This is a genomic window from Absicoccus sp. (genome assembly GCF_034090965.1).
GTDB lineage: Bacteria > Bacillota_I > Bacilli_A > Erysipelotrichales > Erysipelotrichaceae > Absicoccus > Absicoccus intestinalis.
Window position 1 is genome coordinate 1 of the sequence record NZ_JAXDRQ010000019.1, and the last position, 13,859, is coordinate 13,859.

The following is a 13,859-nucleotide window of genomic DNA, read 5'->3' on the forward strand; positions in this document are numbered from 1 at the left end:
CGAACTAGAAGATCTACAAGATCATTATGAACAATTGAAAGAAATTGGCTGTGAGATCTATGCCATATCTTGTGATACCGAGTATGTACACAAGGCATGGCATGATCATTCAGAAGCTATCGCCAAAGTAACCTATCCAATGATTGGGGATCCGACCCATCAGCTTGCTAGAGCATTCCAGGTTCTGATCGAAGCGGATGGTGTCGCCGAACGAGGCACATTTATTATTGATCCCGATGGCAAGATCGTTTCGTATGAAGTGAGTTCTGGTAGTGTGGGACGCAATGCGGCTGAGCTTTTGCGCAAAGTAGAGGCTTGTCAATTTGTTCGAGACCATGGAAGTGAAGTGTGTCCAGCGAATTGGAAGCCAGGGTCAAAAACACTTCGACCAGGCATCGATTTAGTAGGAAAACTATGAGCATTTAAATAGAGCTATATTTGGATATTTGGTATAGTAAAACCAGGAGGTACCTTATGAAAATCATTGGTTCAAATCTTTGTCCACATTGTATCGAGGCAAAAAATTTCTGTGATAAAAAGGGAATCGATTATGAGTTTGTCGATATCAATGCTTCATTGGCGAATTTAAAGATGTTTCTTCAACATCGTGATCAAGATCCACAATATGATGAAGTGAAGGAAAAAGGACAGATTGGGATTCCTACATTGGTCTTGGATGATGGGACATGGACACGCGATTGGCGTGGGTATTTAAAAGCAGAACCGGTACAAGAAGGTCAAGCTTGTGGTTTAGATGGAAAGGGCTGTTAGGCTCTTTCTTTTTGTATGTGTTATAGTTTAAAACTATGAATGAACTAATTATTAACTATTATTCAAATAACTCCTTTTGCGGTAAAGTTAAGATACTGAAAAGGAGAATGAAGTATGAGTCAAAGACCATATCGTTATGATATCGTAGGTAGTTTTTTGCGCCCGGCCTACTTAAAAGAAGCGCGCGCTCAATATGCCAAGGGAGCTATTTCTAAAGCAGAATTAACAACGGTTGAAGATAAGGCCATCAAAGAATTGGTCGAAAAAGAAAAGGCCGTTGGTTTAAAAGCAGTGACCGATGGTGAATTTCGTCGAAGAATGTGGCATTTGGATTTCTTGGAAGAATTAGATGGTGTTCAACATGTGGATCAAACCAATTGGTCGGTAGAATTCAAGGGAGATAAGCCAAAAGGAGCCACTTTAACGTTTACGGATAAAGTAGATTTTCCTGAAGACCATCCTTTCTTATCTCACTTTGCGTATTTAAAATCCATTGCCGGTGATGTGGATCTGAAACAAACCATTCCTTCACCAAGCATGTTGCATTTGATTGCGTGTGTACGTTCCAGTGATACGTATCAACCAATCGATCGATATAAAGATAATGAAGACGTATTATTGGATGATATTGCGAAAGCGTACATCAAAGCGGTTCATGCGTTTTATGATTTAGGATGTCGCTATCTACAATTGGATGATACGTCTTGGGGTGAATTCTGTGATGCTTCCAAACGAAAGAATTATGCCCAAAAAGGAATCAATGTGGATGAAGTAGGTCGTAAATATGTCAAGATGATCAATCAGATCATCGATGCCAAGCCAGATGATATGACGATCACGATGCATATTTGTCGTGGTAATTTCCGTTCTACTTGGTTCTCAAGTGGAGGTTATGAACCAGTCGCAGATATTCTATTTAAGAACTGTCATGTGGATGGTTTCTTCTTAGAATATGATTCAGATCGTTCGGGTGATTTTCGACCATTATCCTTTATCCAAGATCAAAAAGTCGTCTTGGGATTGGTTACTTCGAAATTTGCACAATTGGAAGATCCCGAAGCTGTGAAAGCACGTATTCAGGAAGCAACAACCTATGTACCATTGGATCAATTGTGTTTATCTACACAATGTGGTTTCTCTTCGACGGAAGAGGGAAATAAAATTACGGATGAGGATCAATGGAAAAAATTGAGCTTGATCAAAACAATTGCCGAAGAGGTTTGGAAAGACTGCTGATATCAGCAGTTTTTTTAATTTATTTAAGAAAAGGACTATAATAAGTATGGGTGATTTACATGGAGATTTTTACAATTCGTACGTATGAAACAAAACCAGAAGCTTTTACTATTGATGATGTGGCACAAATTCATGATCAAATGATCATGGAGATTGGGCAGGATCTGATTGCACTTGAATATTATCATCGTTTATTGTGTGCCGGTATCTCATATATGGATATTCGTACCAAATGGGCGATACAGACTAAGGAAGAGAATCATGCGATGAATGATGAGCGAACCAAAAAACACAATAAGGTGATCTATGAATTGGATGAATTAGCGAATTATCTTCGTTCGATGGGATATCGTTGTGCATGGCGAGATCGTATTGGTTACGAAAAAGATGGAAAGTATTTCCGTAAACGTTGTGGCGATTTTGGTTGTTACTTGGCCTTTTTGGCTTCGTTGCACACGCGATAATGTAACAAAACTGAAAACAAAAATGAAAATATTTTCAAAATCAATGGAAATCGAATTCTCTATTTGATATGATGTACCTACATAATAAAAGGAGACGTTTATGACAACAGACAGAATTTCAGGAAAAACAGGATTATTAGCTTTAATTGGATCGCCGGTCGGCCATTCGGGGTCACCAGCTATGTATAATTACAGTTTTGAACGATTGGGATTGGATTATGTCTATGTTGCCTTCGATATCAAAGAAGATCAAGTACCCGATGCTTTACAAGCCATGCGGACTTTCCATATGCGTGGATGCAACGTCACGATGCCAGATAAAATTGCGGCAGCCCAGAATGTAGATGAACTTTCCCCAGCCGCCAAGATTATTGGCGCGGTCAATACGATTGTCAATGAAGATGGTAAATTGGTTGGTCATATTACCGATGGGGAGGGTTTCAATAATAATTTACGTGATCATGGTGTCGAAGTGAAAGATAAGAAAATCACCATTGTGGGTGGTGGTGGAGCAGCCACAGCCATTGAGGTACAGTTAGCCTTGGATGGTGCTCGTGAAATTTCCATTTTCAATATTAAGGATGCTTTCTTCCCACGTATTGAAGAAACAGCGAAAAAGATCATGGATGCGGTTCCTGCATGTAAAGTGAATGTGATCGATTTGGCGGATAAGGAAGCTTTTAAGAAGGAAATCTTAGATAGTGATATCTTGGTGAATGCCACGATCGTTGGTATGAAACCAATGGATGATAAGTCCGTGGTTGATGATATGTCGGTTTTCCATGAAGGTTTGGTTGTAGCGGATACGGTATACAATCCAGTAGAAACCAAATTATTAAAGGATGCCAAAGCTCATGGTTGTCAAACCGTTGGTGGTAAAGGCATGTTGCTGTGGCAAGGTGTAGCGGCTTTCAAGCTGTATACAGGAATGGACATGCCAGTTGAAGAAGTGAAAGAAAAATTCTTTGCGGAATAAAAAAGATGGATCATATCAAAGATATGATCCATTTTCTTTTTTTACATAAAATCGTGACGTTTTAATACTTCGATCACGTTACGTCCTTCGGTCGTACCTTCAATGATACGACGAGCACGTTTACTATCACCAATATTATAAACTTCCACATTGGTATCGGCATATGCTTCTTCTAAGTCTTTTAAAACTGGAGTGCTTACACGCATACCTAAACAAATGAAGCCATAATCGAATGGTACATCTTCAATTTCACCTTCTGGATTCTTTACCACAAATTTATCATTGTGTACTTCTTGAAGAGCGGTCTTTGTCATTTGTTTCACATTGTATTTCTTCATTTTGGTTTGGGTATCACATTTTGTGACAGGATCTAAACCATTACCGATGATTGGTAACATCTCGATCATTGTGACAGCGGCTCCTTTTTCAGTGAAGTATTCCATCACATCAAGTCCGACAGCACCACCACCAACGACAGCGACTTTTTGACCTTTCATATCTTCTGGATAGGTATCCATTCGTTCGATCATCTTTAATACAGTAGCTACACGTGTACCTTCTTTATCGACTAAATCATGAAGACCGGTAATTGGTGGCAAGGTTGGCGTGGAACCTGTCGCATTGACAATGATGTCGGGATTTAAGCTCTTGACCAAATCAACCGTTGCTTCCGTATTCTTAAAGATGAATAAATTATGTAGTTTGGAAGCACGATGGATCAAGTATTTAGGGAAGTCTTTCATTCTAGTTTTATCCGGAATGTTGGAAATGATCGATGCAAGACCACCCAATTGATTGCTCTTTTCCAGCAAGAAAGTTGTACAACCGACTTCTGCGGCAGTGCAAGCGGCTTCTAAACCAGCCGTTCCACCACCAACAACAACTACGTTGCATGGTTTATTGACTTTTTGTTTATAATAATCGGCACCACTATTGACAGCTGGATTGACAGTACAACGAATTGGTTGATTTAAACCAATTCGATGACCGGCACAACCAACGTTACAAGAAATACATTTACGAATGTCTTCTTCATGTCCGAATTCGACTTTATTGACCCAATCTGGATCGGCAATCAAACCACGTCCCATACCGATTAAGTCGGCATCACCACGAGCTAAGATATCTTCAGCAACTTGAGGATCACGGATGTTACCAACGGTTACAACTGGTTTGCCATAGGCTTCCTTGACACGACGTGCCATATACGAACGCCATCCATCAGGCATATAGTTGGCATCCAATTGATATTGAATGGAACCATTTAAGCCGGCCGATACATCATACACATCGACATTGTCACCGAAATATTGTAAGTAATCGATACAATCATCCAATGTGTTTCCACCATCTAAGAATTCATCGGCACTGATACGTACAAAAATTGGGAAGAAAGGACCCACTTGGTTGCGGACTTCATCAATGACTAAACGAGTAAATCGAGCTCGATTTTCCGCACTGCCACCAAATTCATCGGTACGCTTGTTTGTCAATGGACTTAAGAATTGGCTCAATAAATAAGAGTGTCCAGCATGGATCTCTACGGCATCAAAACCAGCAATTTGGGCACGCTTGGCAGCTTCTCCATATTTTTTAACGATCATATAGATTTCATCTTTTTCTAATGGACGAGGAATTTCGCCACCTTCTTTGCTTGGAATATTAGAAGCAGAGACAGGTTGTTCTCCCGTTCTGGATGACATGGCACTGGCACCGGCATGATTTAATTGGATTGAGATGCATGCTCCATGTTTATGCACACGCTCGCATAAATTGAATAAACGAGGGATGAATTCATCGCGGTCAATGCGTAATTGGGTCGTTCCGTTTGATCCTTGTGGGGAATAGACACTGGCATTTTCGACTGTTAAAAGGCCAACGCCTCCTTTGGCACGTTGTTCATAATAATTAATGTGTAAAAAACTCATTTCGCCACTATGTTCACCAAAGTTTGTACCCATTGGCGTCATGACAATACGATTCTTCGTGGTCATGCGTTGTACTGTAAATGGTGAAAAAATGTGTGAATACTTACTTTTCATGTTTCCTCTCCTTGCTTGTTAAAATACTAACAATTAACCATCTACAAGTGTAAAGAACCGGGGAATGAATGTCTAATTCTTATTTTGTTCAAAATTAGTACAAAAAAACTATTAAAAAAGAGCAATCTCACATTGCTCCTGCATTTGTTTTGACATACTCGATCATTTTTCGTACCGCGGGCATTTGCACCGCGTGCTTTAAATAAGCCATATATATCGTATGCATAAATTGTTCTTCCGGGATCAATCGTTTGATTACGATATCATCCCGATAGATGGGTTTGGAGTCACTGGCCAAGGCAATGCCAAAACCATCCGCAACAAAGGCAGCCAAACTGTCTTCATCTGGAAAGGTACTCGTAATATTGGGATGGACATTATATTCTTTGAAGTAATTCACGGTTGTTTTTCCTAAACCTGTTTTGGGATCGTAGCACAAGACGGGATATTTTGAAAAGATCGTATGATCAAGATATTTTTCATTGACCATGGGATGATCTTTTGGCAATAAAACAACCATTTCTTGTTTCAATATTGGAATAAAAGTGACATCGGGTTGATCTTCTTTACTGGAACCAAACACCAAATCATATTTTTTTTCACGAAGTCCTTTGATGTTCTCATCGGTATATCCTTCATAAAAATTAAATTGGATATTGCGATTATCCACCGATTGTTTGAAATGTTTGACCAAAGAAGGTAAAAACCAATGGGCCAGTGGTGCTACATACGCAATGACGACATGTCCACCACTTTCAGTAAATTCATGCATCCGCATACGAGCGGTACTGATATCATTCAAGATAATGGTGGCTTGCTCTAAAAAAAGTCGCCCGGCTTTGGTCAATGAGACATTTCGACCCTTCTTTTCAAATAAAGATGTTCCTAGTTCTTGTTCCAAGGAAGAAATGGATCGCGAAAGGGAGGGTTCCGAAATATGTAGACTTTCAGCGGCCAAATTGAAGTGTTCCAATGTAGCAGCACGATGAAAATATAATATTTGATTTAATGTCACAATGTTTCTCCTGCGACAATTATATCATCATTAATACATTGAATGTACTGATTTCCAACAAAAATGATATTAGAAATGCAAAGATGGCTAGATTATAATACCCATGGATTGTTAAATTTTTAACATGTAAGACAAAAGGAGAAAGAAAATGACTGAAAGATTAACAGGACACACAGAATTGATTGGTTTAATGGCTTATCCCATTCGTCATTCAAGTTCACCTGCAATGCATAATGAAGCATTCGCATATTTAGGACTTGATTATGCATATTTGGCTTTCGAAGTAGATAACAGCACTTTGGAAGATGCCATCAAAGGATTGCGTGCATTGAAAATGGTTGGTTCCAATGTTTCCATGCCAAACAAAACCGTGGTTGGACAATATTTGGATAAATTATCACCAGCTGCTGAATTATGTGGAGCGGTCAATACGATCACAAATGATAATGGTGTATTGACTGGACATATCACCGATGGAATTGGTTATATGGAATCTTTGAAAGACTATGATATCGATGTCATTGGTAAGAAAATGACGATTGCTGGTGCTGGTGGTGCGGCTACTGCCATTGAAATCCAAGCAGCATTGGATGGCGTAAAAGAAATTTCCATCTTTAATCGTCATGATAAATTCTGGGAAAATGCACAAGCAACAGTAAAGAAAATCAATGAAAAGACAAACTGTCATGCACAATTGTTTGATTTAGATGATAAAGAAGCCTTGCGTCGTGAAATTGCCGATTCCTATTTACTGGCAAACGCAACTGGTATGGGAATGAAACCATTGGAAGGACAAACTTGGTTGCCAGATACTTCGTATCTACGTCCTGATTTGATCGTAACGGATACGGTATATGCGCCAGCCAAAACAAGATTCTTGGAAATGGCAGAAGAAGTTGGATGCAAGAAAATGAATGGATTTGGCATGATGTTGTTCCAAGGGGCTGCTGGTTTCAAAATGTGGACAGGTCATGATATGCCAATCGAACACATGAAAGAAGTCTTAGGAATTAAATACGAATAATAAAAGAGAAAAAGGGAGACAAATAAATGAAGAAAAAATATTTGCCTAGTGCATTGATCATGTACTTGAATTACTTTATCCATGGTGTGGGATGCTCTGTTTTAGGACAAGCATTGATCAAAGATGCACTTGCGGCTTCATGGCAAGTGGAAGCCATGGCCATTACAGCTATTTCGGCAGCACTTGGTTTAGGACGATTGATCGCGTTGCCATTTGCCGGTCCATTATCGGATAAATTGGGACGTCGTATTTCTACTGCGATTGGTAGTGCTTCCTATGCGATTTACTTGATTGGTTTGGCTTTTGCGTTTAATGCTGGTCCAAATGGTGGATATCAAATTGCGTATATTTGTGCCATTGTTGGTGGTATTGCCAACTCTTTCTTGGATACAGGAATTTATCCAGCTGTTACCGAAATCTTCTATTCGGCACCAGGTGTCGCAACAATGGGAATCAAATTCTTTATCGCGATTTCGCAAATGTTGTTGCCTTTCTTCTTAGGTGTGACAGTTTCAACAACAGCTGCTGGATTGACATCGTATAATCGTTTATTCTGGATTTGTGGTATTGCGTACCTTATTCTATTTGTACTAGTAATGATCTTCCCATTGCCAGATGCTGATCAAAAAGCCGAAGGCAAGAAGGAAGGCTTAGTAGAAAGTTTAAAACATACGCATTTCTCTTTGGAATCCATTGCGATGATCTTGATTGGTTTCACTTGTACGGGTACATTCCAGTTATGGTTAAATTGTGCGCAAAACTTTGCAGTCGAAAATGTGGGTTGGGCCAATCCTTCCATCATGCAAACGTATTATTCCGCTGGTACGATCCTTGCCTTGATCGTGACGGCCTTATTAACACGTAAGATCAAAGATGTTCGTTTTATCTTGGTGTATCCTGCCATCTGCTTGATCACTATGATCGTTGTGTTGATTGGTAAGACACAAAGCTTGATGATCCTTGGTTCTTTTGTTATTGGTTGGGCTGGAGCTGGTGGATTGCTTCAGATTGCGACTTCGGTATGTAATATGTTGTTCCCAAAAATCAAAGGAACTGTAACGGCATTGGTCATGATTGCTTCTTCTTTATGTAACTATACGATCTTAACGGCTGCTTCAAAAATGGCACCGAGCCAAGTCATGGTCATGAATATCGTGATCACTGGTATTGGCGTATTATTGGGATTGTATGTAAACTTACGTTATACGAAAATGGTTGATTCGGTAGAACAAGGATAAAAAAGATGAATAGAGTACAAGTAAAAAATGTCACGATTGGCGAAGGTCTTCCGAAGATCATCGTGCCAATTGTTGGCCAAACAAAAGATGAAATTATTGCTGCTGCCAAGTCATTTGCGAATGTTGAATTAGACATTGTGGAATGGCGAGTAGATTGGTTTGAAGGTGTATTTGATTTTGATCAAGTCAAGGATGTAGCGCAAGCTTTACGTGATGTCTTGCAAGACACACCCATCTTGTTTACTTTCCGTACCGCAAAAGAGGGTGGCGAAAAAGCCATTGAGCCAGATGTTTATGTGGCATTGAATCAAAAAATGGCGCAAACGGGTTTGGTTGATTTAGTGGATGTAGAAGCTTTTACTGGTGATGACTATGTAGCACAAATCATTGAGGTTGCTCATCAAAACAATGTAAAAGTCGTAGCTTCCAATCATGATTTTGATAAGACACCAGATCAAGCAGATATTGTTTCGCGGTTACGCAAGATGCAGGAACAAGGCGCCGATATCCCAAAGATTGCGGTAATGCCAAACAATAAAAAGGATGTATTGACATTATTAGCGGCTACTGAAGAGATGGCAACAAATTATGCAGATCGGCCAATTATCACCATGTCCATGGCAGGTACGGGATTAATTTCACGTTTGTGTGGTGAGGTATTTGGTTCGGCAGCTACCTTTGGTGCGGTTGGCAAAGTATCAGCACCTGGTCAAATGAATGCCGAAGATCTAAATACGATCTTAACATTGATTCATAAGAGTCTGTAAAAAGCAAGGAAGCATATGTCATCTTCTGCGTGACATGTGCTTTTTATTTAAGTATAATTTTATTATTATTCAGAGAGGAAAGTAGGATGAAAGTTCTGAGGTATTTAGAAGAAAATCTCGAAGAAATACTGATGGTGCTCCTTCTGATTGCGATGGCAGTGATCATGGGCATGCAAGTGATTTCGCGTTATTTACTTGGTGTTTCTTTGTCGTGGTCAGAAGAAATCACCCGGTATTTATTTATCTGGTCTGCTTTTTTAAGTGTCAGTCTTTGTACGCGAAAGTGTATTTCGATCAAGATCGATCAGTTTATCAAAATGTTTCCAAAACGTGGAGAGGCTATGTTTAAAGTTGTGAACTTGACAATTTCCATTCTCTTCTTTGGGGTATTGATTCCCTATGCCTATCGTTATTTGGTGGCAACCATTGAAAGTGGTCAGTTATCACCTGCATGCGGCATTCCCATGTATTATGTGCAAGCAGCACCTTTCTTTTGTTTCATCTTAACAGGCATTCGTTTGATCCAGCGTTGGTTCATCAATATGGAAATCGTATTGAAGAAGGATGTGGATTTTCCAGAAGAAGGAACATTGGCAGATGAAATTAGCGATACAGTAAAGGAAAAGGGTAAGTAATATGTCAGTTGGAGTTGTATTTATTATTTTTGCCATTTGTCTATTGATTGCTGTACCTATTTCTATTTCATTAGGCATCGTAGCTGTATTGCCAGGATTGTTTGATCCAAGTTTTACGGCGAGTGGTAGTTTTGTGATTCGTTCCATGTTGGGTGGTATTGATAGCTTTCCTTTACTGGCTGTCCCTATGTTTGTGCTGGCTGGTATCATCATGGCACATGGACAGATTTCTAAGAAATTATTTGATATTTTTGCCTATTTTTTAGGTAAACTCACTGCGGGTATTCCGTGTGCTGTAGTAGTTACGTGTTTGTTTTATGGAGCCATTTCCGGATCAGCCCCTGCTACAGTAGCAGCGGTAGGTTCTATGACCATTCCTTTTTTGTTGGAACTGGGCTATGATAAACGATTTTCCATTGCAATCGTTGCGGTAGCTGGTGGTTTAGGCGTTATTATTCCACCAAGCATTCCATTTATCATGTTTGCGATGGCCAGTGGGGAATCGGTCAGTAATTTGTTCATTGCCGGTATCGTGCCTGGTTTATTGATTGGGTTCTTATTGATGGCATATTGCGTTTATTACTGTAAACGATATGGCGAAGATAAAGAAAAGATCGATGCGAAAGTCAGTGAATTGCATGAAGCCGGTTTTCTAAAAGTATTCAAAGATGGTTTCTTGGCTTTGTTGAGTCCAGTTATCATTTTAGGCTGTATTTATTCAGGTATTGCTTCGCCAACCGAAGCTGCCGTGATTTCGGTCTTCTATGCTTTGATCATTAGTTTGTTTGTATATAAGACATTGAAATTTACGGATATTTGGCATATCTTTGTCGAAGCTGTTCATACGTATGCACCTATTTTATTTATCTTGGCCGCTGCTGTGGCTTTCTCGCGTGTATTAACGTTGATGCAAGTGCCACAAAACATTAGTGCTTGGATCTTATCCCACTTTACAAACAAGGTTGTTTTATTGTTGGTGATCAATGCGTTCTTATTGGTAGTTGGTATGGTCATGGATACAACTCCAGCGATTTTGATCTTGTCACCAATCCTAGTGCCAATTGTCACGCAAGTAGGTATGAATCCAATTCATTTTGGTGTCATGATGGTCGTCAACTTAGCCATCGGTTTTGTGACACCACCAATTGGCGTCAACTTGTTTGTAGCTAGTTCACTAACGGAAGTGCCAGTCATGGATATTGCTCGTAAGGCGATGCCAATGATTGGAATCTTCTTGATTGCCTTATTATTGATCACATTTATTCCACAAATCAGTTTGTGTTTATTAGGAGGGTAGAATCGAATGAAACATCCATTGAAAAAAATAACTGCCCTTGCATTGAGTGGGATTTTATCCCTTTCCTTAGCTGGTTGTGGGACCCAAGCCAGTACGGGTACACAACGATATGCTTGGCCATTGGGAACATCGAGTCCAGAAGATACCGTTACCCAGATTTATGCAGAAAAGTTTGCACAAGAAGTTTCACGATTGAGTCAGGGTAAGATGAAAATCCAAGTGTATCCCAATAGTGTATTGGGTGGTGATCGTGAATTGTTGGAAAGTCAAAAGGATGGAGATATTCCGTTTGTGGTGCAAAACACAGCACCACAAGTCACTTTTATGCCGGATATTGCGGTTTTTGATATGCCTCGTGTCTATAATGATATTAACTTGGTACGAACGGCTATTGATGATCCCGAATTCATGGAAAAAATTCAGAAAGTGTACAACGAAGGCGGTTATGAATTGCTTGGTTATGCCGATCAAGGCTTCCGTGTCATGTCCACCAATAAAAAGATCACGTCCATCGATGATTTTAAAGGACAAAAGATTCGAACAATGGAGAATTCCTATCATATGATGTTCTGGAAACAATTAGGAGCCAGTCCAACACCAATGACTTTTTCGGAAGTTTATATTGGTTTGCAGCAAGGAACTATCGATGCACAAGAAAATCCATATGAAGTCATTGTTTCCAATAAATTGTATGAGCAACAAGATTATATCGTAGAAACCAATCATTTACCGCATTTGATTTCTTTGACGGTTTCAAGTGAATTTATGAAGTCTTTGCCAAAGAATCAACAGAAGATCATTCGTCAGGCAGCGCAGATTGCGAAAGAATATGCACGAAAACAGTCGGATCAGCGCATTGCTTCCCGTATTCAAACAATCAAGGATAGTGGTACGCAAATCATTACGTTGGATATGGCAACACAAGCAGAAATGGATACGCGTAGTGAAAAGGTCTATGAAGCGATTGAGAAACAAGTGGATGCATCGTTGGTGCGTGCATATATGAAAGAGGCCAATCAATAAATCCAACTTGTCGGAAAAATGGAGATAAGGTATAATGATAGCCACATAAACGTGGCTATTTTTTTTGAGGTGAAAAATATATGAGCGATACAAAACAGTTAGAAGAAATTCGTGAGAAGATTGGGAATACCGATGTTCGTATCATTGATGCTTTAGCCGATCGAATGGAATTGATCCAAGATATCATTGCGTATAAAAAAGCAACAGGTATTCCTATCTTACAGCCAGAACAAGAAGAGAAACAAACTAAGGCCTTAGAGGAATATTTAAAAGATAATGAATTTGAAGAAGAGATTTTGGATGTTTTCAAATATATCATGAAGAATTCACGTCGGGTTCAGGCCAAGGCTTTATTTGATTATAATGTCTTCTTGATTGGTTTCATGGGGGCTGGAAAAACGACCATTGCGAGTGAGTTGGAGCGTAAATTGGAAATGCATCGAATTGAAATGGATGACATGATCGTAAAGAAACAGGGTATGTCCATTTCCGAGATTTTTGATGAATATGGTGAAATCTACTTCCGTAATTTGGAATCGAACTGTTTGATTGAACTACAAAAAGTCAAACAAGGTATCATTTCTTGTGGTGGCGGAGTGATCCTGCGACCAGATAATGCGGATCATATGAAGAAGAATGGTCGAATCGTTTTATTGACTGCAACACCAGAAACCATTTTGGAACGTGTCAAAGATAGTGATGAAAGACCAATTTTAAATAACCATATGAATGTCGAATTTATTTCCGATTTGTTGAATCAACGTAAAGATAAATATCTGGCGGTAGCCGATGTGGTTGTTGCGACCGATGGTAAGAGCACCGATCAGATTTGTGATGAAATCATCGCGAAATTAATTGCGTTTGATCGTGACAAAGAAGCAAAAGAAAAATAAGAACTCAATCCGAGTTCTTTTTTTGTAGATGAATGTTGGAAAGATAATCAATTGTTGCCTGCAAAACGGGACTGATCCATTTTTCTTTGTGGATAAAGATTTGTTTCCAGACATGGAGTTGAATTTCAGGAATGTCTAAATAGACAATTTCATGTTTTTCAATGTAAGGTTCAACGACAAAATCAGGTAAAAAGGATATACCAACATTTTGCGTAATGATTTCACAAATATCTTGGGTTGATGCAAATTCTAGGATGGGTTTGATTTCGAGTTGTTTTTGAGCTAGAAGCGTATCTAATTTGCGACGATAACTCATATTCTTTTCCGTCAAGATAAAATCATATTGGATGAGTTGCTCAACCGAAATCATTTTTTGATTTGCGAGCGGATGATGGCTGGATGCGACAAAATGACATGGAATCTTTTCTTCGTTGGTTACTAAGTGGGTCATATCGTATAAATGATCATCCAAGGTACA

15 protein-coding genes are annotated in these 13,859 nt (G+C 39.3%); 12 read left to right on the top strand and 3 right to left on the bottom strand.

Translation table 11 applies throughout. The features are described 5' to 3' along the window. From SOS22_RS02965 to aroE, 5 genes are all read left to right on the top strand, one after another. The coding region (locus tag SOS22_RS02965; RefSeq protein ID WP_320596275.1) for a peroxiredoxin at window positions 1-418 on the top strand (418 nt) is incomplete at its 5' end. Window positions 419-474: 56 nt separating this feature from the next. Further along, the gene (locus SOS22_RS02970) at window positions 475-771 is read left to right on the top strand and encodes a glutaredoxin domain-containing protein (protein ID WP_320325940.1); all 297 of its coding nucleotides are present in this window, start codon (window positions 475-477) and stop codon (window positions 769-771) included. 114 nt (window positions 772-885) lie between these two features. Then, window positions 886-2,007, top strand: a complete 1,122-nt coding sequence (locus SOS22_RS02975) for a 5-methyltetrahydropteroyltriglutamate--homocysteine S-methyltransferase (RefSeq protein WP_320596276.1) — start codon at window positions 886-888, stop codon at window positions 2,005-2,007. A 59-nt stretch (window positions 2,008-2,066) separates the two neighbouring features. Next, window positions 2,067-2,471: a hypothetical protein gene (locus tag SOS22_RS02980; protein WP_320596277.1), complete on the top strand. Its 405-nt coding sequence runs from the start codon at window positions 2,067-2,069 to the stop codon at window positions 2,469-2,471. A gap of 100 nt (window positions 2,472-2,571) precedes the next feature. Beyond that, a complete protein-coding gene (gene aroE, locus SOS22_RS02985) occupies window positions 2,572-3,447 on the top strand; it encodes a shikimate dehydrogenase (protein ID WP_320325937.1) in 876 nt (291 codons plus the stop codon). Window positions 3,448-3,488: 41 nt separating this feature from the next. Here aroE and SOS22_RS02990 read toward each other — a convergent pair whose 3' ends face one another. Beyond that, complete coding sequence (locus SOS22_RS02990; RefSeq protein ID WP_320596278.1) at window positions 3,489-5,489, bottom strand: FAD-dependent oxidoreductase; 2,001 nt, start codon at window positions 5,487-5,489, stop codon at window positions 3,489-3,491. A gap of 127 nt (window positions 5,490-5,616) precedes the next feature. Beyond that, window positions 5,617-6,504, bottom strand: a complete 888-nt coding sequence (locus SOS22_RS02995) for a LysR family transcriptional regulator (protein ID WP_277633650.1) — start codon at window positions 6,502-6,504, stop codon at window positions 5,617-5,619. Between the two features lie 148 nt (window positions 6,505-6,652). Here SOS22_RS02995 and SOS22_RS03000 point away from each other — a divergent pair, with 148 nt between their 5' ends. From SOS22_RS03000 to SOS22_RS03030, 7 genes are all read left to right on the top strand, one after another. Further along, complete coding sequence (locus SOS22_RS03000) at window positions 6,653-7,528, top strand: shikimate dehydrogenase (protein WP_128520089.1); 876 nt, start codon at window positions 6,653-6,655, stop codon at window positions 7,526-7,528. A gap of 26 nt (window positions 7,529-7,554) precedes the next feature. Beyond that, on the top strand, window positions 7,555-8,766 hold the full coding sequence (locus SOS22_RS03005) for an MFS transporter (protein WP_128520088.1): 1,212 nt from the start codon (window positions 7,555-7,557) through the stop codon (window positions 8,764-8,766). A gap of 5 nt (window positions 8,767-8,771) precedes the next feature. Beyond that, a complete protein-coding gene (aroD, locus tag SOS22_RS03010; protein WP_320325935.1) occupies window positions 8,772-9,533 on the top strand; it encodes a type I 3-dehydroquinate dehydratase in 762 nt (253 codons plus the stop codon). Window positions 9,534-9,619: 86 nt separating this feature from the next. After that, window positions 9,620-10,168: a TRAP transporter small permease gene (locus SOS22_RS03015; protein ID WP_320596279.1), complete on the top strand. Its 549-nt coding sequence runs from the start codon at window positions 9,620-9,622 to the stop codon at window positions 10,166-10,168. Between the two features lies 1 nt (window position 10,169). After that, on the top strand, window positions 10,170-11,465 hold the full coding sequence (locus tag SOS22_RS03020; RefSeq protein WP_320596280.1) for a TRAP transporter large permease: 1,296 nt from the start codon (window positions 10,170-10,172) through the stop codon (window positions 11,463-11,465). Between the two features lie 6 nt (window positions 11,466-11,471). Continuing rightward, entirely contained in the window at window positions 11,472-12,488 is a 1,017-nt protein-coding gene (locus SOS22_RS03025) for a TRAP transporter substrate-binding protein (protein ID WP_320325933.1), read from the top strand. 80 nt (window positions 12,489-12,568) lie between these two features. Then, entirely contained in the window at window positions 12,569-13,381 is an 813-nt protein-coding gene (locus SOS22_RS03030; protein WP_320596281.1) for a shikimate kinase, read from the top strand. A gap of 4 nt (window positions 13,382-13,385) precedes the next feature. Here SOS22_RS03030 and SOS22_RS03035 read toward each other — a convergent pair. After that, window positions 13,386-13,859: substrate-binding domain-containing protein (locus SOS22_RS03035; RefSeq protein ID WP_320596282.1), on the bottom strand; the 474-nt coding region annotated here is incomplete at its 5' end.